Source organism: Spirosoma sp. (assembly GCF_026391055.1).
GTDB lineage: Bacteria > Bacteroidota > Bacteroidia > Cytophagales > Spirosomataceae > Spirosoma.
In genome coordinates this window covers 1-22886 of the sequence record NZ_JAPLET010000002.1, presented here as the reverse complement: position 1 = coordinate 22886, position 22886 = coordinate 1, and the positions used below count along the sequence as shown (strand labels likewise).

Below are 22886 nucleotides of genomic sequence, written 5' to 3'. Positions count from 1 at the left end.
AAAAGTGCCAAACGTATAATTGAGCGGGATTGAACAACAATTATTATTCTGGCTTTTGCTCAACCTTGCTTATTTCTTCCATAAATTGATGGAGTAGAGCAAGGCGTTGGGCCTCACGCTGATCATTTATACGTTGACGCTTAATTACTTCATTAGTGAACATAGGTACGTTCGGATCTTCCTCCTGCTCGGGGTTGAAAAGCCATTCGTAACTTACTTTGTGACGTTTTACGTAGTAGAGTGCAATCAGCGTGAACATTTCACGCGAGACTTTTAACCCGTTCTCTAAACGATAGGTTAGATTTTGCGTAGTACCAAACTCATCAGCGAGTTCCTGTTGGCTCATTTTCAGGAACTCACGTACTTTGGCCATACGCCGGGCTACAAGTGCTGCATAAGCTTCATTTTCCTTTTCTAATTGTTCCATTCCTGGTATAATACGGTCGTTACTCATCTTTAGGTTGCAGGTTTTCGACCAGGTGTTTCAATGCTGGGTCATTGGTCAGCCGCTCAATTTCGGCTTGAATTAACGCAGAAATATCCTTTTTCACCCCGTTGTAATTTGTATCCAACATATAACTTAGTTGATGGTCAGAGATTTGGTCAAATTCAACACCCGGCGGAATGGGTTTTACCCGCTCTAATTCGGCTATCATCGCTGGTTCTACCAGTAGCCGGGCATGAAATATTTTCTGCTTGATAGCCTCATCGAAGTTATCAGCCACAGCTCCGACAAAATGCCCCTGCGATAAATTTGAGATTTTCGACTCGGGAATCACCGAATCCAGATTTTCGGAAATAGACAAGTTGGTATCCCTTTCTGTAAACGAGAGTGAGTGGCGAATTTGTTTGTTTTTCCCAAAGCGGCTTGACATTGTTTTTGCCGTTTCGCCCAGCACCTGGCCCGAAAACACATTTCCGATCGTGTTAAAGATGGTGGTAGCTTCCTTATCTCCGTAATCACGCTTTAACTGACTTAGATCCTGTAAGCCCAGGCATGTGGATACCTTGTTACTCCGTGCGGTTGCAATCAAGTTATCTAACCCCCGGAAATAAATAGTGGGCAACTCGTCGATGATCAAAGACGACTTCAACCGACCTTTTTTATTGACGAGCTTGATTAGCCTGGCGTTGAAGAGACCTAGTGCAGCTCCATAAACTTCTTGGCGTTCCGGGTTATTGCCTACACACAACACTTTGGGATCATCCGGGTTGTTAATGTCCAGGCTAAAATCATTACCCGTCATTACCCAATAAAGAGCTGGGCTGGAGAGTCGGGAAAGTGGTATACGTGCCGAAGCAATTTGGCCTTCCAACTGCTCGTAGGCCTCATTTCTTAGAGCGCTGGCAAACGGTTTAAGCAAGTTTTCGATCTCGGGTTCCGATTGTAGTATCGGAAAAAGCTCGCGGTATTCAGCCCCGGCAAATTCAATGACATGGGGAAACGTACAGTACCGCTGACCGTCGTCAGGCAACCCCTGCTGCGCCAAACCTCCCAATCGACGCTCATCATACTTTTTAAGGTACCAGATAACGGCCGTCAGAAAGTTCATCGGCGACTCCACAAAGAAATCGCCTTGTTTCTGAATCCATGATTTATTTAGGTTTAATAAAATCGTCCGGGCTGCCTCCTGTGCATCAATAATATCAGACATCAGCTCCGGCAATAGCGGGTTGCACCGATTAGAGCGCCGGGGATCGTCAAAGTTAATGACGTAGAATGTTGGCATTCGTTTAAACGCCCGACGGTTTTTCTGTAAGTAATGGTACGCGATATTCGACAGATCGGGAAATTTGTAATCGTAGATGTACATGGTAAACCCTTTCTCAAGATGCTGCCGTATGAAGTTATTCACCACGGCAAACGACTTCCCTGATCCAGGCGTACCCATAACCAACGTTGCCCGAAACGGATTGACCACGTTTACCCACCCGTTCCGAATCTTCTTCTTTACGTTGTATTCAGATGGAATATTGACCGAATATTCATTCTGTTTTAGCCCTGCCTCCTGCTCGAATGACTCGTTTTCGTCATTGAAAGCATCTTCTCCAATCTGAACACTCAAAATCTGGTTGGCGTAACTGCCCGCTTTGATCAGGAGCAAATAGCCGATCAGGGTCGTCATCAAATAGGCTCCATTCCGTGTTTCAGCTGATAGCCATAATACCCGAAGGAGCTTTCCATTTAACAACAACAATGCCCCACCAACAATACCTGCTCGTGCAACATGTGCCCAGGTTACGTTTAGCTTCTTACGCGTTTTATTTCCAAACGTCCATATTCCCAGGAGTAACAAAGCAGCTATCTTGGAGTAAATAGGGTGAGAAAAAAGATGGGTTGCCCGGTCTATACTTAGGATGAACCGGTCTAGCAGGGCAAAGCTGAAACCTAATGATTGTAACGTATCATAGCAAAAAAAGTATAGATGAAATCCAATCAGTGCTAACGACATAAAAAGGAGCATATTCAGTATGCCCCTATACTCTTTATCCTGCGTTCCCATTTGACGTTGACTTAGCGAAGAATCCTGAATAAACCTGTTTTCGTCGCTAATATATGATATATATTATTTTCATCAACCCAATGCTTCCCAACGTTCAAATCAGCTCCAATTGATTATCGGCAAGCCACGCTCCATATATATAATATATTATTTGCTTACATAAGACGTATCTTCCGCTGCTTATTTTTTTTCTGATTTTTCTTCATCGGACCTTGAAGCTGCTCCTCAGCAATCGGTTTTTCTGTTTGTCCTTTAGTCTGATTCTGCACTTTGGATTTGTTCGTTTTCTTTTCGGTATCCTCCTTAGCCCCCGTGGTATCAATTGGGGCTATCGCTAATCCATTCAATCTAATTACCTGCCGTTTCTGAGTTCCTGTTCTGTTTATCGTAGTTTGTGTCTGACTATCAGCCATCTGGTTATTTTGACTTACCGATTCAGGCTTTCCTATTGGTTTCCGCTCTGTCTCCATGGAGAAATGTTTCATTAACTCTTGTCTGCTATAGCCCTTGTCTAACTCGGTTTCGTGCACAACGACTCTTGCCCGGTCATTTATGTAGAGGTAGGCCCCCTCAATTTCTAATATCTTGATGCCTATCTGGCGCAAAGACTGTCTGTATTCAGGTTCGGTCAAGGTTTGGTAAGTAGCTAGTCGCTTTCGAAGCAGGGTTTCTACTGTTTTGCACTCTCTTTTGTGACGATCTGCCTGATTTGAGAAAAGATCTGTCAACCTAGCTTGTGTTGGGCGGCTTGCCAGCCTACTCGCTTTTACAGGTCTATTGTTAGCTCCCTCAGGGTTAATATGTTGGTATGTTATTCCTGATTGACTACGGCCGGCTTTGGTATTCATTGTGATGCCTTCACTCCCCAAATACTTTTTGAAGCTATTCACAGATCCAAAGGAGTACGTATCCAGTATCTTTTTTACCTTATCAGCAACAGTCTGCCTGGTTGATTGTAGATCAACCTCTGCCCCCTCTCCTACCCTACGTGGTTCTTGAGACAGCAATGTGCGTTCGGCTTGCACTAACTCGTAATTCGTTTCAAGTCGACGGCGTATTTTCTGCAACCGGTTCTTGATGAATTTGTCACTGATTTTATTCCCATTTGCATCCACCGCTACGGTTACTATATGGATATGGGGATGTTGAGTATCATGATGCTGGTACATCAGGTAAGGTTGTTTACCAAAACCTGTTTCGCTCATCACCTTCTCTCCTATCACTTTCAACTGATCGGCCCTCAGTACCTCCGTTGGATGAAAGGCGATCGCTAAATGCACTGATGGCTTTTGGATTCCAGGGTTTAGACGAGCGTATTGTTCGAGTAATTGAAGTCTGAATTGAGGGTATTTCTGGGCTATCTCATTATTAGGATAATTGGCTATTTGGATACGTTCAGCCTGTCCCTGTTCTACTTTCTGCTCATTATAGCGGACTGCTCCCGCGACATCTTTTCCGTTTAAGATTCGTATAACCATGTTGTGATTTGTTCGATGGTTGTCTGAATCTTCAAGAGTTCCTCGCTAATTTTTGTCTTAACTTTCGACTGATCGCTCTCCTTTCGCTCTTCGATCAGGTCTGTGATAACCTGCAATTGGCGTCCCCTTTCCTGCAAATTGATGATGATTGTCAGTAGCAATTCGTCTGGCTTTAGTCCTTTCGTTTGCTTTTCCGATAAGAGTACCTGTTTAAGAAACTGGGCAAATGGGAGCTTCTTTCCAGCTTTTGTTTGTAGGTATCTTGCCTGTATACGGCTGTATTCAACGGGAGTCACCCAGCAGTTAAGCTTAACTGTTGATTTTTCTGAGTCAATTTTCGCAGGTCTTCCTCCTTTATTCCTGGCAATTCTTATTTCATCCACCTTTATGTTGTACGCTGCGTACAGTTGACTTTCAACTTGTTTTTCATTCAAGTTCGATTGAGAATGAAAGCAGGGCAGTTTCGCGGGTAGCAAAACACATCTTGCAATTACACGCTTAATGGGTGTTACACATGCAGGTGGCCAATGCAAAGATGTCTCTATTTTCTCTTATATCAAAGTACTGTAGTGATACTTACCATCCACTTCTCCGCACGGCTGAACGTAGCTCCTTGACCTATCCCTAATCATTTTATGGTTTAAATAACTATCTAACTTAATCAAAAAATTAATTATAAATGCTTGTATATTAGATGTTTAAGTGTAATATTTATGATAATATTGCATTATCATACTACTATGTCATTGCTTCTTAAATACACATGCTACCTTATCATAAAATCATAATATTATTTTACAATAGAATCGCTTTTTTATTTTACCATAAAGCTATAATATAATATTATTAATTTACTAGTTTAAATACTTATCATCTAACAATAGTATTAGTTTATGATTTTAATATTTTACATAAGTAAAATAATATCTTAAGTATTAATTAATGTACTTAGTAATAATTGTATTTAATAAAGAAGATTTGTATTTAATAAAGAACTTACGTAGTAAATACAGTATAAAGTAATTATTTCTCATAAAATTGCACTAAATCCAAAAATGCACTTCCAAGATGGCAAAACTGATTTCCGTATGTACCCAGAAAGGGGGGGTCGGAAAAACGACATTAACCATGCTACTGGCCACCTACTACCATACTACGGTAGGGAAACCTGTGACTGTGATTGATGCTGACTTTCCTCAACACTCCTTCGATGCGACACGCCGATCTGAATTGGCAAGCATACAGAACGACGAGGAGATTCAAAGTTTGTATGTTACGCTTTATCCCGAGATGAACCGTGAGCTGTACAAGGTTTACAAAGGTTCACTCGAAGAATTAGCGATGTTCCTAACAGACCTGAAGGGTAGGGGAGAAGATGAACTGGTTTTCATCGACATGCCGGGAACGATGAACGTAAAAGGATTCGACCGTGTAGCATCCCAGTTGGATTACGTAATCCTACCGATGGAAGCGGATAAAATGAGCTTTACAGCAGGTCTGCAAACATTAGACCTCTTTGACCGCTTCAGGGAAGCAAAGGGAGCAGACTACCAGTTATTCATGCTCTGGAACAAGTACAAGAAATCTGAAAACCCAAGCTTGATGCAAGGCATTGAAAACATTGTCCGGGAACGTGGGAATGTGCAGATACTTGAACACCGAGTAACTGACTCCGTAACCTGGAAGCGGGAACGGTCTACGCTTTTCCCAAGCGACAAGGTTAAGAACCTGGTGGGGGAATTGAATCAGTTACTCAACATCAATCAACCAGTAGGATAAGCCATGGCTAAAATTAAGAAAACCTTAGACGACGCATCCCTTCGGGCGATGGCTAATCTGGCTACGTCTTCATCTGACCTAAGTAAGCTTCAGGAAAATTATGGCTGGAATGCGGAAGAAACTGGTACACCCGAACCGAAACCGGAAGCACCCGCAGTAGAGGCATCAACACCACCAGTAGAACCGTTGGTAAACGAATCGGTTAAAGAGACACAGGTAGTGTCAGCGGTAGAGGAGTCGATGCAGGCGCAAACAGAGGTCCCAAATAAAGTGCAAAAGGAACCTGCGGCTACAGGTAAAAAGGTTGATAAATACACAAATACGTATCTGCAACCAATTAAAGGATTTGAGCGCCCAACGAAGGTGGCTTACGTATCGAAACGCTCACACTCGTATATCGCTTTTCTCCAGCGATACGCCGATCTGACTGGCAGTAAAGTATCCATGCAGGAAATCATGGAGAATATATTCCGGCAGCACTTCATGGATAACAAGGCTGAAATAGAGATGATGCGAATAACGTTGCAACAAAAAGAAGCCGAATTACACGAATGATAACAGTATGGATTAGTGCATCCCTGCTAGCTCTGACGGGCTGGCAGGGATACCGTTTAGGAAAAGAATATGGATGGTGGGGACGAAGCCTTATTGCATCTAAAAAGGGGGAGGTGAATGAATTACCCTCGCCCGAAATCAACGTTTCAAGAGAAGATGGCTTAGGCCGTTCAAGAACTGATTTTAGGAGGTTATTGGATGGCTTCACGCCAACAGTCGTACAGGCAGCTGAGAAGGAGTATGGAAGCATCAATGAAGAAATAGAAAAACCAATTGTTGAGCCCGCCACAACTCTGATGACGACAGATGGAACGGTAAACGAAAATGAGTATCCTGACGAAACCGATCAGATACCAGAAACTTGTAATTGGATGGATGAGGAAGCAATCTCATTGGTAGACGTCGAAGGCACTGAAGAGACAGAACGTGAACAGGCATTTGTGCCAATGAACGAATACGTAAATCGGGTACGTACAGTTCAACGGAAAATGACGCAGTTGAACAAACGGCGAAATGCAGATACAGGCTTTGTAAAGGATGAATTAAAGATGTTGATCGATACGTATCACCTTGAGAATGACCAAGCATTAGATTGGCTTTTCCAACAGCATAAACCGATCTCTCAACCTGATTACGGCTCGCTCTTCGATCAAATAGAAAGCTTGTTAGCCTAAAAAATTTTGCCCTAAATAAAATACTATATATATTAGCATCATATTTTTAATATGTAATATATATGAATAGGGCAACTTTGTGCAGTTTGAGTATAATAACACTCCTTCTGTTGAGTCAGAAGCTTCTTGCCCAGGATGAATTAAAACAGGCGGTTGAAGGTGCTACGACGCAAATAACGAACGCGCGAGCAGGGGCAATCCAATTAGGGAAGGCAGTTGCAGCGATAGTGGGTGTAATAGGGGCCATTGGAGTTTATAGCAAATGGTCAAACGGAGAAAGTGATATACGGAAGGCCAGTGCTTCCTGGCTAGGTGGCTTGTTATTCATAACCATCGCATTTGTGATTCTAGAGTCCATTTAACGTACAAACAACTCAACAATGCAAAATCGTTTTAAACAATCAAAGAGTAACAACGCGGCCCAGCTTATCGGATTGATTGTGGCGGGGATTTTAATAGCACATGTAGCACCCGGTCAGGGGCTAAGTACGCAGGGGCTGAGCACAGCCGCCACCCAGGTAAGAGGGGCGTTCACCATAGTAACCAATTTGATGTACGCCGTATGTGCCATCATTGGGATTGTTGGTGCCATTTCCGTGTACAGTAAGTGGTCCAACGGAGATCCTGATACCAGAAAAGCAGCAGCCTCATGGTTCGGTGCGCTCATTTTTGCGGGTTTGGTCGTAGTGACGCTGTCAGCTGTTTTCGGAGCCTAACATGTATCGAGTCAACAAAGGGGTGGATAGGCCTCCTCAAGTACTAGGAATCAGGGGAATAAACTTCCTGATGGTATTAGGAGGGGCAGCTGTTGGTCTGTTGGTGGTAAGTACGTTCATCATGATCGTAACAGGCTGGTCAGGATTGATCTGTTATGGTACATACCTGGTTGGGCTGATAATACTATACGGACAGCTGGTACGAATCTCCCGGTTACACGGGGAGCGAGGTATGGCTCGGACACAAGGACGGGGAAGACAGCCAAAATTGATCATGGTTAGAAGTTCAGGGGTATATAAACAACTGAGACATGAACCTAAAAAGTAATCGGACCGCCGGGCGGGCAATTCATGATGTGTTTCCCCTGAGAGCCATTGAGCAGGACTGCCTCATCTCGGTTCACGGCGATTTAACGGTTTGTTTCGCCGTTAGCTTACCAGAAATCTTTACGCTGAATGCAAGCTTCGATGGGGTAGGAGAGGGGCGCGTTGAACAGGGAGACTACATCACCCTATGCAACGCGTGGACAAAAGCGTTAGGTGTATTGCCAAGCTATACGATCCTCCACAAACAGGATTGGTTCGTAGAAGAAAATTATCAAACTTCAGACGAAGGAGCAAGCACAACGCAACGTACATTCCTTGATCGAGCCAGTGATCGCCATTTTAATGAGCGGCCTTACCTCCACCACGAATGTTACCTCTATTTAACCAAAACGCATCCAGAACGACGAGATGTAAGTGCGGTTAAAACATCACTGGCACGTGGTCGACTGGTACCAAAGGAAGTAGGCGATAAGCACAAGGTTGAGGAGTTCTTTAACAGCGTTGAGCAGTTCACTTCGATTTTGGAAAGTAGCCGGTTAATTGGCCTTCGTCGGCTACGATCAGCTGAATTGGCCGGTACGAGCGAAAAAGCGGGCTTGTTGGAGCGATATATGAGTTTATCGCTCCGCGATGAGGTAGTAACGCTGGCGGATTTAGAGATGGATGAGGAGTTACGGGTTGGGGGTAAATACGCCAAATTCTACACAATTTCTGATATTGACGATCTGCCAGAGTGGGTACACACTAATAACAGGGTTGAAGCTCTCTCCACAGAACGGTCGAATGTGTCGGTGAGTTATGCGGCTCCTATTTCGCTGATGCTTCCCTGTAATCACATCTATAACCAGTATATCTACATCGAAGATAAGCAGGCGGCATTCCCTAAATTGGAGCAACGGGCCACACAAATGCGGTCGCTTGCCAATTTTGGCAAGGATAATGAAGTAAACGCCATGTTGCTAAATCAATACCTCAGCTATGCAGCCGAGACAGGTTTTACGCCGGTACGTTCTCATTTCAACATTCAGGTCTGGACCGAAGACAGGAGCCGGTTACCGGTTCTGCGCAATCTGGTTTCCTCAGCCATCGCCAAGCTAGGCGTCCGGCCGCGTGAAAACACGAAAGACGCGTTAGGGTTATTCTGGGCGGGTATACCTGGTAACGCGGCCGATCTGCCCAGTGAAGACAAGTATTGGTCATTTGTACCGCAATCCGTTTGCCTGCTCAATCAGGAGACAAACTACTACGACTCGGTATCGCATTATGGCGTGAAACTTGTCGAGCGAATGAGCGGAAAACCGTTACTTGTCGACTTATCTGACCACCCAATGAACAAGGGATGGGTAACGAACCGGAACAAGTTCATACTGGGTCCATCGGGAAGCGGCAAATCGTTCTTTACCAACCACGCACTGCGGAGTTTTCACGTTCAGGGTAGCCACGCCGTCATTGTCGATGTTGGCCACTCTTACCGTGGACTATGTGATATGCTGGGTGGGCTGTATCTTACCTATTCAGAAGAAGAACCGATCAACTTCAATCCGTTCTTTATTGAAAACCGCCTGCTCCCCGATGTCGAAAAAAAAGAAGCCATAAAAGTACTGCTGCAGACACTCTGGAAACGAAGTGACGAACGGCAAACGATGTCAGAATACACCGCGCTTTCGGATGCCGTAACGCAGTATTTTGAAAGTTACCTGCCAAATAATCCAGATACCTTCCCCTGTTTCAACTCGTTCTACGAGTTCATGCAGTCAGATTTCCCCCAGTATCTGGAGGAACACAAAGTGCAAACCGGCTATTTCGATTATGATAACTTCATCTATGTACTACGGCCCTTTTACAAGGGGGGCGAATACGAGGAGCTACTCAATAGCCGGGCGAATCTGGATCTGCTAAACATACCATTTATCGTCTTCGAGTTAGATAATATCAAGGATCACCCGATCCTGTTCCCGGTGGTGACCATTATCATTATGGACACCTTCATTTCGAAAATGAGAAAGTTAAATGGAGTTCGAAAGATAATTCTCATTGAAGAGGCCTGGAAAGCCATCATGAAAGATGGGATGGCGGAATACATTAAATACCTCTACAAAACAGTACGTAAGTTTTTCGGGGAAGCTTGGATCGTCACGCAGGAAGTGGACGATATTATTGGCAACAAGATTGTTAAAGACTCGATCATCAACAATGCCGACACCAAAATATTGCTCGACCAGCGCAAGTACCGCAACAAGTTTTCACACGTGAAGGATTTGCTGGCCTTGACAGATAAAGAAAAAGACCTTTGCCTGTCATTGAACCGGGACCTCGACCCAAAACGGAAATATAAAGAGGTCTTTATCTCATGGGGAGGACAAGAATCAAAAGTATATGGCGTCGAAGTATCGACCGAAGAGTATCTGGCCTATTCAACCGAGCAAACCGAAAAAATGCGGCTCGAAGAAAAGGTAGCAGCCTACGGCGGTAATTACGACTTAGCCCTGCGCGACTACGCCGACGAAGTGAAGACCGGCACCCTCGTTAGTCGCTAAATCTACAAATCTATTTCTATACTGACGTGAAGCAGTCTGTTAACAAACTGCTCTTGACCAGCCTTTGCCTTTTTGGTGGGATATATCCCATTCAGGCCGGTATCAGGGGTGTAGCAAAGGACTTACACTTTAAGCCGACGATGGCTGAAGTGGACACCACAAATCCGGGGCAGCCTCCACAACAAGGACCACCGGGCCAGACGTTGCTTGGTGGTTTAGGCGATGAGTTATCCGGGGAAATTGAAGGTATCATCGGCGAAACAGAGAACTCGATTATGCAGGGTATTCAGGATGAACTTACCGGATTGCTCGGTAATGCCATAGGCCAATTGTTTGACGTTTCGCCAATATCGGCGGTAAAGTCACTCCAATCAATGGTGAAGGACGGCCTTTCAAAGCAGCAAAAGATCGAGTACCAAAACTATAAGGTGGACTATGCCTGGAAAAAAGCTCACATGGAGCTCTCGCCTGCCTTTGCTACGTATTATCGGGAGCTAGATCTAAACCAGCTTACGGGCGCCATTAAGGCCAGCAAGAAAGCGGCTGACAAATTCCTGAATACGTCAGCATTTACAGCTAAAGAAGCGGCAGCAATGCGACAGGTGTTACAAGGAGTTACGGAGACGGGCGACCTGGTAGCTGAGGTTAAAACGATCATTAACCTCGGCAGTAAACCGGTATGGATGTCAGAAGGGGAACGATTATCAGCCCTGAACGCCGTACGAACGGACCTTTACGACCGCATTAAGCGGACCAATCAGACATTGGCCCTAATCCGAGCGACCTATCAATTCCGATCTCGGGAGATCGCTAAAAACGCCTATCGACAGGGGCTGTACAAACAAAATTCAACGCTCAACCGGACAGTAAGCACCCGCTCTACTACTTACCAAACCAGATGAAAAAGCGAACACTATACTGGGTTTGGTTCGGCTGCTTAGCTGGTACTGCCAACGCACAGATGCCCTCCGCCAATGCAATACCAACTGGAAATAGGGGTAGCAACGTCATTCAAACCGAGATTGACCAACTATTACGCGTGTCAGAAAGCGATATCATGGCAGGTTTAAAAGATGCAGGACTCGACTACGGTGAACTTATTAAAGAAAAGGTCATAGACGAGGTAGTCAAAGGGATTGCTGACGCTACCGTTTTCGCTCCCATTGCTACCGAGATCATGGAGCAATACCAGAAACAGAAAAATAAGGACCTTGCTAAAGCCATCGAGAAATTGAAAAGCACATGGAAGGATGGCCAGGAAAGAATAAATAAGGTTAGGTACCAGGACTTCAAAGTCAAATATGCCTATCAACAAGCTATGAACAAAGCCCCATTGGACGTGATGCAAGGCACCCGTCGCCAGGCCATTGACGAATCAGTAAAGGCGTTGTGGACAGATGGACTGCCTGTCGCCAAAACAATCACAGATCCCGTCAATGCCCGGCTGATGAAAGAGGAGATAGATGCACGCTATCCAGCCGATCAGGACATTGGCTGGACAGTATTAGCCTCAGCTCGCTCGTCGCTGCTAGCCGATGACAAAACATTGAAGGCAAAAATGGCCCTCGTTGAGAAGCAGGGTCAAACGGCGTACCTATCACCAGGGGACCGGCTTCGGCTGCTTCGTGAAATTGATAAGGAAAGCAAAGCCCGTCGCACAACGCTGCTGGCGATGGACAAAATCACTTCGCAGGGGCTGGACTATTACAAGTACCAACGCAATCGGAAAGCGTACCAAACTAAATACCTACGAACCCAATCGTATCACTAAACCTCAACTGTATGCAAGCAATTCTGTTGGTTACGCCCGTACTGGAAACATCGATCGACGAAGTGTTCACCCAGTTCTCAGATGGATTTGGGGCATTGGTTGCCTTCGGGCAGGTTATCGGCTTCATCGGTGCACTTTGCTACGTGTTTTATCGCATCTGGGGGCACTTGTCCCGAGCCGAACCCATCGACGTGTATCCGCTGCTCCGTCCCTTCGCCCTGGCCCTTTGTCTGCTCAGCTATCCGCTGTTGGTCAAAGGTATGGTGGGTATCGGGCGGCTGCTTGATAAGGGAACCGGCTCAATGGTGGCCAGTCAAAAAGCGGAAGTTGAGCGATTGAACCAGGTCAAAAAAGCAAAGGTCAAAGAGAATTGGGATAAGATTCTGATTCCGCCTGGAGAAGATGGCGAGATCGGAACCTGGGATGTCGTTAAAACAGTGTTTGGGCCAACAGGCAGCGGCAACAGTTTGGTAGGAAACGCCGTGAGCGGAGTGATGCAGTATTACTTTGATCAGTTTCTAAGTTGGCTGGGTGAAATCTTTTACGATCTGGCGGCTATTTATATCAAACTGATTAGCACGTTCTTTCTGATTGTTCTGGCGCTCACGGGCCCAATCACCTTTGGACTGGCCACCTTCGAATGGTTTTACTCAGGTTTAGCCGCCTGGTTTTCACGCCTGATTCATATCCTGCTGTACATCCCGCTGGTCAATATCTTGGGTTCGATTCTGGAGACCATACATATCTCCATGCTCAATCAGGATCTGGCCGTTTTTGATGAGCAGCTACGATCCGGGAATACCGGCATGGGTTCGTCCGATTGGGGCTTAATCATTTTCTATTTCATTGGCGCTGGAGCGTACCTGTCGATCCCCAAAGTAGCCTCCTACATCATTGAATCTACCGGGGTGGGTGATGCAATCAGTTCAGCCACACAACCAACGGCAATGGTAGCCGGGGCCAGCACAGGCCAGGCAGCCGGTGCTGGAGCAGCCTCACTAGGTCGAAGTGTTGCCAGTGCCTTCTCATCATCAAAATCGCAACCGACGTCAAACAGCATCTAACATGAACGGACAATTTCGTTACCTGACCAATTTAGAAACATCCTTCAAAATGGTGCGCTGGATGGCCATCATTGCGGTAGTTGGAAGTCTCGCATTCGCGCTGGGTGTAGCCTATTGGGCTTTCGCCGAGGTGTCGGCCAGTCGCCAAAAAGTGTACGTCCTCGACAATGGAAAGTCCATTATGGTAGCCCTGGCTCAGGAGCAGAATATCAACCGGCCAGCTGAAGCAAAAGACCACATCAAGACATTTCATCGGCTCTTTTTCACGCTAGAGCCCGACGAGAAACAGGTAGAAGGTAATATCCGAGAAGCCACGTACCTGGGCGATCGCTCGGTTGTCAGGTTGTATCAGGATCTGCAGGAAGCAGGATATTATGGACAGCTGATTCAGGGTAACGTACATCAGAAGGTAGAGATTGATAAAGTCGAGATCAATTTCAGGCAATCTCCCTATCGCGTGGTGACCAGCGGACGGCAACTGCTGATCCGGGCGAACAATATAACCATCCGAAAATTAGTGACGGAGTGCTACCTCATTGATGTGGCCCGAACGGACAATAATCCACATGGTTTCATGATTGAGCGTTTCAAGGTGGTTCAGAATCAAGACATCGAAACGGTTCAGCGAGCCAATCAGAATACAAATCTATGAACAAGCCACATCACGCGTACTGGCGGTTATGGCGCAGAAATGTTGTCCGAAGAATAAGAGGGTGGGAAAGTCGACCTGTATCTCAACGCAAATGGCACGTGCTGGCCGCATTTTTTACCCTTTTGCTACTGGGTGTGTGGTCAGTAAATATGAATTTATCGCACCAGCCACCAGTACTGCCTTACTCATTCTCTAAGGGTCAGCCATCAAACCCGAAGGTATCTAATCATTCAGAAACTCAACGTGTAACTCATGAACCTTTCCGATCCGACTCAACCCGAACATTCCATCGATGATCCGTCACTTGCGGATACTCGTGATCCAGCCGTAGTGCCGACGCCCCCCAAATCGTTTCAGGACGTCTTAAAAGACAAACGGTTTTGGATGACAGCACCAGTTCTGCTACTCGCTCTGGGATCTACCGGGTACTTCCTGATCGCAGGGACAGAGGCCAAGCAAAAGCCACTCATCAACAATGTGAACGCAACGATTCCAAACGCACAAACCGACAGCGTACCTAAGTCTAAGCTGGAACTACAGGCAGCCGAACAGCGACAGGGGTTAAGTAGACAGCCCACTGTCAACGGTATGCAAACAGGTGTTGTCCCTGCACTACCTGAGGCCGCACCTTCAACGGGTTTGCCGGCTACACTTGATCCCTACCTGTATAAGCAAAAAAGGATGCCCGAAGCAACCGATCCGGAATTTGCCGCTATGGACTCGCTATACAACCCTTCGCCCCCTCTACGTCAAAACAGAACAGTTGGGAGGTCCCGTTCAAACAATCGAATTCGGGCGGTTTCCAGAGGTTATGCAGAAACGGCACTACCTGATGAATTTGACGAGGAGGCCCTCCCCAGACGAGATTTGCAGAAACAAGTTGACGACAGACAGCGACTACTGGCTTTGTTGACAGAGTATAAACGGGATAAAGAAGCTAAAGCAGCCATTGCCCGCGAAGGGGAACGGCCGCGGAAGGCTGAGTCTGAAGCTATCGTCTCTACGCTTGGCGAAACTAACAATCGACGCTTGAATGGTTTTTTTGGACTGTACACATCGGACCAAAAAGGGCGGCAAGAATCGGCTTTGACGGAAGATCTGAGCACCATCCGGGCGGTCATTCATCAGGATCAGCAGATTACCGATGGAGGACGGGTACAGCTTCGATTGCTGGAGCCGGTGACCCTGCGTGGTATTCTCATCCCAGCCAATACACTGGTTTTCGGTACTGGCAGTTTTGGGACTGAACGCGTGGGAATCACCTTGAGTAATCTTCAATACGAAGGTCACATATTTCCAATCAAGCTCATTGTTTACGACATGGACGGTATGCCTGGCGTGTTCGTGCCGAACGTGCTGGCTGCGCAAGAAGGCAAGCAACTACTGGGACAGACGATTAGCGGAGCTAACTACAATCTGAATGGTAGCTCAGCCAGTAGCGCCAAAGCAGCCGCAACAATGGCTGGCATATCAGCTGCACAGTCGGGCCTGTCTGGTGCTCGAAGCATTCTTCAACGAAAGATTATCCAACAGAAGGCTACGCTGAAAGGAAACTATTATGTACTGCTCAAATGAGCTTAGCGAGGTAATTCATGAATTTTATGAAACGACTTATTTTTTCTGTTAGCGCGCTTCTCATCCTATCGGGTCCGGCTATGGCGCAACGCAAATCAACGTACATCAAGCGGACGTACGCAAAATTGACAAATAAGCGGGACGTACCGGCCCGGTCTCCCATTCCTGAAAGCCCTGTGCTGGTGGTTCAGCAACGAACTGTTCGTAAGCCAGACAGCACACTTCGAGCTGAAAGTAAGTTTGCCGTGAACGTACCCGAGAATAAGCTGGTATCGGCTTCAGGGGCTCCGCGCACTTCTCCAGAAGCCCTTATACAGCCCCAGCACATAATCCACTCGTACTACGTCGATTTGGCGTACAACAAAACGGTATCGATCATCTTCCCAACGGCCGTGCGGTCAGTAGACCTGGGAAGCCGCAGCATCATGGCCGACAAAGCGGCTGACGTAGAGAACGTACTGAAAGTAAAAGCGTCCCAAATCGGCTTCAACGAAACCAACTTTTCAGTAATGACCACCGACGGCAAGTTTTACAGCTTTGTGGTTAACTACAATGAAACGCCAGCAGTCCTGGCACTCAACCTGGCAGGGTCTGGAAATACGAAGCTGGGCAGCCAGGGCAGTCAGCTTAACTTAAACGATCGCACCCAATCTGTAAATGGTCTCGAAGGCCAGGAAGGAAATATTCAGTTCGCAGGGGTGAAAGCAACGCAGTCAGACATTGTTTATGCCAGTGATCGTATACTACGGAATCGTAGCCGAGGAAAACGGGGAACTGAGGCCAACAAGATGGAGGCTCGTTTGCGTGGTCTATATGTGAAAGATAACGTACTTTACTACCGGCTGGCCATTGAGAACGAATCGAACCTAAACTACGACATCGATTACGTGCGGTACTTCATCGTAGATGGCAAAACGGCAAAATTGACTTCCCGACAGGAAATTGAGCTACGGCCAATCTATGTGCATAATGAAGCGATTACAACAGTACGAGGACACCAAAAAATTGAGCGAGTATATGCCTTTCAGCGGTTTACTATCCCGGGCAACAAGCAGTTGTTGATTGTGATTGGCGAACAGAACGGCGGCCGAGAACTAGCGTTTCAGGTACAGAACAAGGACATCATGAAGGCCCGGCCATTATAACTGTGCTATATTTCAAACAGAAAAGCTCCGCTTGTGACGGAGCTTTTTGCATTTCTTCTATTCTTTACCGACGTTCTTGTTGACGCAATCGCTGACTCATCTGGTCAATATCACGTTGCAGCTTGTCAACACGCTGTCGTTGCCGCTGCTGCACAAAGCCACGAATGAAGAAAAACAGGAAGAAAACTACGAATCCAATTACCATCGCTCACACTCCTTTCTACCCGTCAACCGGATTTAAGTCTATTTAGTCGAAAGGTATAGTAAAGTGTATTATTTGTCAAGTGTTGGCAACATGCGAACCTAATTATAAAGTAGACCCCTGCTCCCTACTGTATCTGCGTTTATATCATGCAACACTTTCTATGGGAATCGGATAGCTCTGAAAAAATACTCCATTGAGCATCCTAATAATTTTTCAAATAGCTTAAAAATCAGTCTCACAAACTCACGTCCATCATTAGAGATGATACGTTGATTTGTGAGATAGCAATTTGAGATTGAGCAGAGGCAAGATTAGGTAGGTCGGTTTAATTTCGGCAACTGTCGCGTTAATTGGGCGTTTTTACGAGACACAAATTTACGGGTTGTGACCGCTCCAGCGGCCTGACGCAAGTCATACGCAACTCCGAGACAAATTGTCGTTTGGGTACCTTTTTAGTAACCTACCCCTAAAGCCAGTTTAGTATTGACTGGCTTTATGAACGCCTAAAAGGGCTGGACAATGGGTGGCCTAACGACTCAGCCAATCAGGCTACGACTGGGAAATAGAGGGTGAACTGAGCCCCTTCACCAGGCTGGCTGTGGGCCGTGACGGCCCCCTGATGGTTGTCCATCACCTGACGCACAATGGCCAGACCAATCCCCGTTCCAGCGTAGGGACTGCTGCGCCCATGCAACCGCTCGAAAGCGCCGAAAATTCTCTCCCGGTAAGCACTCCCAAAGCCGATTCCCTGGTCACTCACGGTAATTTGCCAGTAGAACTGGGTGGACAACCGGGATAGGTGAAGTTCAAGGGGTAAGTCGTCCCCTTTTTTTTGCTCACTCGTTATCTGTATCCTGGGCGGCTGGCCGGGTTTCACGAATTTTAGCGCATTGGTGAGCAAGTTCTGAAACACCTGCCGCAGGAGTAAGGCATCCCCCTGCAGGGTGGGTAAGGGTTCAACCACCACCACCGCTTGCTTCTCTTTAACCGTCAGGTCCAGATCCGACAACACTTGGCCAACCAGCACACTCAGGTCGATCGGCTCACGCCGGATGTCGCGGGCTTGCGAGTAGCGGGATAAGTTTAGCAAACCGGTAATCAGCGCTTGCATGCGCTGGGTGGCCGACTGCATCCGTTGCAGGATCGGCAGGCCGGGGCCCAGCACCGGACCATAGTCCTGGATAAGCATATTGCCAAAGGCCATAATTTTGCGCAGGGGCTCCTGCAGGTCGTGGGAGGCCGCTCTGGTAAAATTTTCGAGGGCCGCATTGGTTCGTTTCAGTTCGTCAATCAGCTGTTCTTTTTGTAGCTCAATCGCTTTTATGTCCGTCACGTCGGTGAAAATGATAATCAGGTGATCGCTGTCCATGCGGGAGAGTGAGATCTCGATCCAGCGTCCGGTCGACTCGAGTTGGTATTCGACCAGGGAAGGTTCACCCGTATCCATGGTGTGGATAATTTTCTGAAAATAGGGGGTGTTTAAAATATTGGGCTCCAGTTCAACCGATGTTTTGCCGAAATAGAGCTCCTCGGGAATGCCAACGAGTTGGATAGCGGCCTTGTTGGCCATGATGGGCTTCCCATCAATGATCCTGCCTGCTTGATTGCGGATAACCTGGCCAAATGAAATCCCATTCATCGAGTGTGTGAAGATGTTATCCAAAATGTAATTCTTGTTTTCAAGCTCTCTGGCTTTTGTGTGAAGCTCGGTCACATCAGCAAACGTTACCAGCAGCGAACGCTCACCCATCTTGGCCACAACGCTGTCGTACCAGGCATCCGAACGGTCGGTGGTGTAATGCGATTGGCTTCGTTGAGCGATGCCCGTCTGATACACCTGCTTGTTGCGCTCAAAGGAACCGTTATCCTTTGTGGCTGGAAACAGGATCAAAAAACGCTTGCCAATCACTTGCTCCTGGGAAAGGCCACTGAGCTGTAAGAATGTAGTATTAACCCGGGTGAAGAGGAAGTCGATCACTTCTTGCTTCTCATCCAACACCGCCTCCAAGACGAACCAGCCATTCAGGGAATTAGTGAGTATGAGGTTTACAAACGTCTGTTGCTGTTGTTTTTCCAGTCGTTCTTTCATTTCGGCATTCACATTCCTGGTAATGGAGAGGATAGCTCCGTCTATTTTGCGACGGAGTACCTCAAAATGAATGTCAAGCAATTCATTATAATAAGTGGTTTGTAGATCATTACCGGTGGTGTAAACCTGGATTAATTGCTGGGTAAGCTGTTTTCTTCCTTCCTGGCTATAGCCTGTCAGCTCGCTAACTTTTTGCCCTTTCATGAGTGCATAGGGTAGATTAGCCTGTTGCCTGGCAGCGTCATTGAAATAGAGCAGGATGAAATCGACAATTGTATCACTAGCTTCTGATCCAAATACGGGGGTATGCAACACGATCGGTTCAGGATAGTTGTCGAGTACGGACGTCAGTAGCTTTACATCGGGTGGACTGAACATAGCCGATCGGTATTAGGATGTAGTTGCACGGGTTACTTGATTTGGTAGCATGGGTCGATGAGACAACCGATTGCTTCATGGACGCATATGATTATACGTTCTGGAGTGAGGTAAGATTTTTTTAACGGGGGTAGTCTATTTATTACTGGTCAAAAGTACCTAAAAAAAAGCTATCTACTATATTGATCATCTAGTCATTTCTGTTTAAATGGTTATCGTTGACTAGAATGCTTTAGGCCGTATACTACCAACTGAAGTTAACCGGTACTAGATGGCTCAAAAAAGGCTCCCGCTTAAGACGAAGGAGCGTTCATGTATCTGCTTCAGCAATTGGGCGTTTGTTTGAGACTCGAAATTTTCGCGTCGTGACGGTTTATGTACCTTTTTTAAACGCTTCCACCCTTAGTCATACCAGTGACGTTGGCTACCTGAAACACGAGTGACAAATGGGTCCGGGCCCTGTCTAAATATGACATCAGTTACCCGTCTTCTGTATGCTCATCACCGTTTATTATGACCACATCGCCCTGGATGTACATGCCGCAATAGCCAAACGCTTAAAACTTACCCCAGGTCAGCAGGTAGGCACCCTTAATCAGGCTATCGATGCGCTCAGTCTAAGTGCCACCCATCAAGCCTTAGTAGAGATGGCTAGTCAGCGCGGCCTGAACTAGCCCCAGGCGGCTGGTCATGTCAGGTGCGAACTGGAAGAAATAATAAGTTAGCCAGGTGTTACTTGATGTATTATAAATCCTATCTGCTTTACCGCTTACGAGTATCATTTTAGTTTGAGATACGATCTTTTTTATTGGCATGTGCCGGCAATCGACCAGGGTTATCATCAGGTGGTTGTCGAAAAACTATTTCCCAGCCACGGGGAGCCTCTCACTCGTGAGTCGGTCACATCAGGCCAGCAGTAGCATTTCCTTCTCTCCATCGTTAAGCAAGCGTTTAGCAACCCATACGCTTGTTCATCCCTCAACGTGAATGACTAACTCACTCTGCGCCCCTACCTTTTACATCCTTTACGCACGAGAGGTGGCGTACTTTTTGACGGCAACTCAGGACTTAGCATACACCTTCCATCGAATTGAGTTTTTAACGGACACCTTGAAGTTGCTGCTGATTGGTGTATTCGAAGCGGGCAAGGGCGCATTCCATTGGCGGCTAACCGAGGCTGAAAAGCCTTGTCATGAAGTGGCGGTCGCAACGATGCTTGGGAGAGTGAAAGCAATGAACTTTAACCAAGTAAGCTGATTCAAGCACCTTAAGACGTTGACTTGTAGGCTGGACGCTGGCTGGTTCGTAGCTTTCTGTTCGTTTAGACGTCTTAGCCTGTCAGGACTTAGGGTCAGTGTAGCTTATTAGCTGCATTTTACTGAAGTAGTAGGGCCGCTTCTTACGCCCTATTTACCTACACCTGGTCCTTTCTAGCTGTTTATAGTAATCTAAAATGAACCGACCGCATGGCGTCACACTCTGCTTGCTCAAATCCGGTCCATTGCCGTACACCTGCCTAACTCTTCCTGGCAAGTTTCAGCAGCTTAGTGTGCACTGCTGCACCCAGGTAGCTGGCAGGTATCCGCTACCTGGCCTACCTATCCTTCCTAAGACCAGCGCAATTAATTCTCCTGAGTTAAGTTGAATCCGTCACTCTGGTCAAGCTGGCAGAATTACCCCGGCGCATGCTCTTTATGGAGGGTTTTTCCTGTGATTGACCCGCCTCGCCGTCAGTCAAGGGGAAACCAATTCGTCTATCGTTTTTGAGCAGTACATCCACCAGCACCTGCAACTAGCTTGATACGACCTCATCGAGGATACAGCCTTAGCTGAGCGCTAGGTAGATGCCAACCGATGGCCGACAGCCAGATGGCGGGCGAAACCTCTTCCTGAGCTAGCCCGGTAGGGTGAAACTAAACGGGTTCATAAAACGCATGGAAGCCGGTCTCGGGTACCCCTTACTTCTTGTCCACCCGTTCATAATACCGATAGGCCTTCCGCCGGGATCGCTTTAGCTGCATCTTAACCGCACTTTCGGTCAAGCCCAGCTGGGTGGCGATCTGCTGGATGCGCAGGCCCTGTTGGTACTTCATCCGGAGCAGATCCGCTTCCTGAGCCGTGAGCTGATGCAGCGTCTGCGTCAGCAGCTGCAGACGTTCCTCCAGGGGCGTCTCCTCCAAAGCATCCGCTAGCTGATGAGTCTCGTGCTCGTTCAGACTTGCCATCGGCAACCGCTTGGCTCCTTTGAGCTGGTCCATGCAATAGTTGAAGGAGATCGAGTAAAGCCAGGTGGAAAAAGTAGACTTTTCCTCAAAGCGATCCAGCCGCTCGAAGGTGCGGATGAAGATATCGTGGGTGAAGTCCTGGGCTTTCTCGGGGTCTTTGGTGATTGACAGACACCGCCGGTAGACTTTGTCGACGTAGCGGTTGTAGAGGGTCTCGAAGCAGACGGTGGGGCTGCTGGTGCGATGCTGGCGGATGAGTTCTTCGTCGTTGAGTTTCATGGTTCACGAATCAATAAGCTGGTGGTTCACTACCTAGGCGTATTCGATGTAACGACACAAATGTGTTTACTAATCGGGCTTATACTTAATTTATTTCGATGAACAGCCCATTTTAGGTCTCTTTTGGTTACTAATAGGCTACGCAGGTAGGTTTTAGAACCCGTCAATAGCCACGAGTATCTTGCCTGAATGAGTGGGCAATCCGTAGTCTTGGTTTCGTCTCAGAAACAAACCGAACCGTTTATGTGAGACGAAGTGCTGGCAGCTTCTGATTAGGAAAATGGTCAACGCTCAGCCAAACCATTATCTTTACGTTGTAAGTACCCTACCTTTCGGATGCTTCACCATGAGGCTCAGTAGGCTGTCAAAATACGTTTCGCCAGGCTGGGCCAGTGAAAACTGTTGTATTAACCTTCACCAAGTCGATGGCCAAAATCACTAAACTACTGCTGACCCTCAGTATGGTCCTTATTTGGGGGTGGACTATCTTTATGGGGACATTTGCTACTCATGCTCATGGTCGCCTAGCCGGCTGGCTCATTGGCCTTGTTGTCAATGTGATATTGGGCCTAGTTTACAGCTACCGGACAACGCATCCTAAAACCATTAAGGAATGGTTTAAAAGGTAATCACTTGAGGGTGTGCACTAGCCACGGGCGTTTTCAGGAACAGTATTTAGCCTGAAGTTTTGTACTTAAACTAAATACTCATGTATGCCCGTCTCTTCAAACGCTCCTACTTGAGACGGAAGAGTGGTCATGTTTTGGCTCCCGATTGTACGAAGGATCGTTCTGACTTGTCCTGAAAAAAGTTGACCACAAACTGGTTAACTTATGGATCAACTCAGACTATCACCCATGCAACAGCATGAACTCACCATGCGCCAAATGGTGGAACAAATTCACCTTGGCAAGCTCAACCTGGACCAAGCTT

22 protein-coding genes are annotated in these 22886 nt (G+C 46.9%); 16 read left to right on the top strand and 6 right to left on the bottom strand.

The window, feature by feature from the left end:
• Positions 1-43: 43 nt before the first annotated feature.
• The 4 genes from NT073_RS00150 to NT073_RS00135 all read right to left on the bottom strand — a co-directional run bounded on the left by NT073_RS00150 (position 44) and on the right by NT073_RS00135 (position 4416).
• Complete coding sequence (locus NT073_RS00150) at positions 44-454, bottom strand: XRE family transcriptional regulator (RefSeq protein WP_297366885.1); 411 nt, start codon at positions 452-454, stop codon at positions 44-46.
• Positions 447-2504 (bottom strand): conjugal transfer protein MobC, encoded by a 2058-nt coding sequence (gene mobC, locus NT073_RS00145; protein ID WP_297366882.1) that lies wholly within the window; start codon positions 2502-2504, stop codon positions 447-449. Before mobC ends, NT073_RS00150 begins: the two co-directional genes overlap by 8 nt.
• Positions 2505-2659: 155 nt before the next feature.
• The gene (locus NT073_RS00140; RefSeq protein ID WP_297366879.1) at positions 2660-3982 is read right to left on the bottom strand and encodes a relaxase/mobilization nuclease domain-containing protein; all 1323 of its coding nucleotides are present in this window, start codon (positions 3980-3982) and stop codon (positions 2660-2662) included.
• Complete coding sequence (locus NT073_RS00135) at positions 3964-4416, bottom strand: hypothetical protein (protein ID WP_297366876.1); 453 nt, start codon at positions 4414-4416, stop codon at positions 3964-3966. The genes NT073_RS00140 and NT073_RS00135 overlap by 19 nt, the downstream gene beginning before the upstream one ends.
• A 634-nt stretch (positions 4417-5050) precedes the next feature.
• Here NT073_RS00135 and NT073_RS00130 point away from each other — a divergent pair.
• The 14 genes from NT073_RS00130 (at position 5051) to NT073_RS00065 (ending at position 17018) form a co-directional block, all read left to right on the top strand.
• Positions 5051-5761 (top strand): ParA family protein, encoded by a 711-nt coding sequence (locus NT073_RS00130; protein WP_297366873.1) that lies wholly within the window; start codon positions 5051-5053, stop codon positions 5759-5761.
• A gap of 3 nt (positions 5762-5764) precedes the next feature.
• Positions 5765-6316, top strand: a complete 552-nt coding sequence (locus NT073_RS00125; RefSeq protein WP_297366870.1) for a DUF3408 domain-containing protein — start codon at positions 5765-5767, stop codon at positions 6314-6316.
• Positions 6313-6990, top strand: coding sequence for a hypothetical protein (locus NT073_RS00120; RefSeq protein WP_297366867.1), 678 nt, complete (start codon positions 6313-6315; stop codon positions 6988-6990). The genes NT073_RS00125 and NT073_RS00120 overlap by 4 nt, the downstream gene beginning before the upstream one ends.
• A gap of 62 nt (positions 6991-7052) precedes the next feature.
• Positions 7053-7352, top strand: a complete 300-nt coding sequence (locus NT073_RS00115; RefSeq protein WP_297366864.1) for a DUF4134 family protein — start codon at positions 7053-7055, stop codon at positions 7350-7352.
• An 18-nt stretch (positions 7353-7370) separates the two neighbouring features.
• Positions 7371-7706, top strand: coding sequence for a DUF4134 domain-containing protein (locus tag NT073_RS00110; RefSeq protein ID WP_297366861.1), 336 nt, complete (start codon positions 7371-7373; stop codon positions 7704-7706).
• A gap of 1 nt (position 7707) precedes the next feature.
• Positions 7708-8034 carry a DUF4133 domain-containing protein gene (locus NT073_RS00105; RefSeq protein ID WP_297366858.1) on the top strand — a complete coding sequence of 109 codons (327 nt, stop codon included), beginning with the start codon at positions 7708-7710 and terminating at the stop codon, positions 8032-8034.
• On the top strand, positions 8018-10570 hold the full coding sequence (locus NT073_RS00100) for a TraG family conjugative transposon ATPase (protein ID WP_297366855.1): 2553 nt from the start codon (positions 8018-8020) through the stop codon (positions 10568-10570). Before NT073_RS00105 ends, NT073_RS00100 begins: the two co-directional genes overlap by 17 nt.
• Positions 10571-10596: 26 nt before the next feature.
• Positions 10597-11472 (top strand): hypothetical protein, encoded by an 876-nt coding sequence (locus NT073_RS00095; protein ID WP_297366852.1) that lies wholly within the window; start codon positions 10597-10599, stop codon positions 11470-11472.
• The gene (locus NT073_RS00090; protein ID WP_297366848.1) at positions 11469-12341 is read left to right on the top strand and encodes a hypothetical protein; all 873 of its coding nucleotides are present in this window, start codon (positions 11469-11471) and stop codon (positions 12339-12341) included. Before NT073_RS00095 ends, NT073_RS00090 begins: the two co-directional genes overlap by 4 nt.
• 11 nt (positions 12342-12352) lie before the next feature.
• Positions 12353-13405 (top strand): hypothetical protein, encoded by a 1053-nt coding sequence (locus NT073_RS00085; protein ID WP_297366845.1) that lies wholly within the window; start codon positions 12353-12355, stop codon positions 13403-13405.
• Position 13406: 1 nt separating this feature from the next.
• Positions 13407-14057 carry a conjugative transposon protein TraK gene (gene traK, locus NT073_RS00080; protein ID WP_297366842.1) on the top strand — a complete coding sequence of 217 codons (651 nt, stop codon included), beginning with the start codon at positions 13407-13409 and terminating at the stop codon, positions 14055-14057.
• Positions 14058-14309: 252 nt separating this feature from the next.
• Positions 14310-15632: a conjugative transposon protein TraM gene (gene traM / locus NT073_RS00075; RefSeq protein ID WP_297366838.1), complete on the top strand. Its 1323-nt coding sequence runs from the start codon at positions 14310-14312 to the stop codon at positions 15630-15632.
• A gap of 26 nt (positions 15633-15658) precedes the next feature.
• A complete protein-coding gene (gene traN / locus NT073_RS00070) occupies positions 15659-16777 on the top strand; it encodes a conjugative transposon protein TraN (protein WP_297366835.1) in 1119 nt (372 codons plus the stop codon).
• 76 nt (positions 16778-16853) lie between these two features.
• The gene (locus NT073_RS00065) at positions 16854-17018 is read left to right on the top strand and encodes a hypothetical protein (protein WP_297366832.1); all 165 of its coding nucleotides are present in this window, start codon (positions 16854-16856) and stop codon (positions 17016-17018) included.
• A gap of 508 nt (positions 17019-17526) precedes the next feature.
• Here NT073_RS00065 and NT073_RS00060 read toward each other — a convergent pair.
• The gene (locus NT073_RS00060; RefSeq protein WP_297366827.1) at positions 17527-19449 is read right to left on the bottom strand and encodes a PAS domain-containing sensor histidine kinase; all 1923 of its coding nucleotides are present in this window, start codon (positions 19447-19449) and stop codon (positions 17527-17529) included.
• Positions 19450-19943: 494 nt separating this feature from the next.
• Here NT073_RS00060 and NT073_RS00055 point away from each other — a divergent pair, with 494 nt between their 5' ends.
• Positions 19944-20123, top strand: a complete 180-nt coding sequence (locus NT073_RS00055; protein ID WP_297366825.1) for a hypothetical protein — start codon at positions 19944-19946, stop codon at positions 20121-20123.
• A gap of 313 nt (positions 20124-20436) precedes the next feature.
• Positions 20437-20706: a hypothetical protein gene (locus NT073_RS00050; RefSeq protein WP_297366822.1), complete on the top strand. Its 270-nt coding sequence runs from the start codon at positions 20437-20439 to the stop codon at positions 20704-20706.
• A 701-nt stretch (positions 20707-21407) separates the two neighbouring features.
• Here NT073_RS00050 and NT073_RS00045 read toward each other — a convergent pair.
• Complete coding sequence (locus tag NT073_RS00045) at positions 21408-21953, bottom strand: sigma-70 family RNA polymerase sigma factor (RefSeq protein ID WP_297366819.1); 546 nt, start codon at positions 21951-21953, stop codon at positions 21408-21410.
• Positions 21954-22886: the final 933 nt, after the last annotated feature.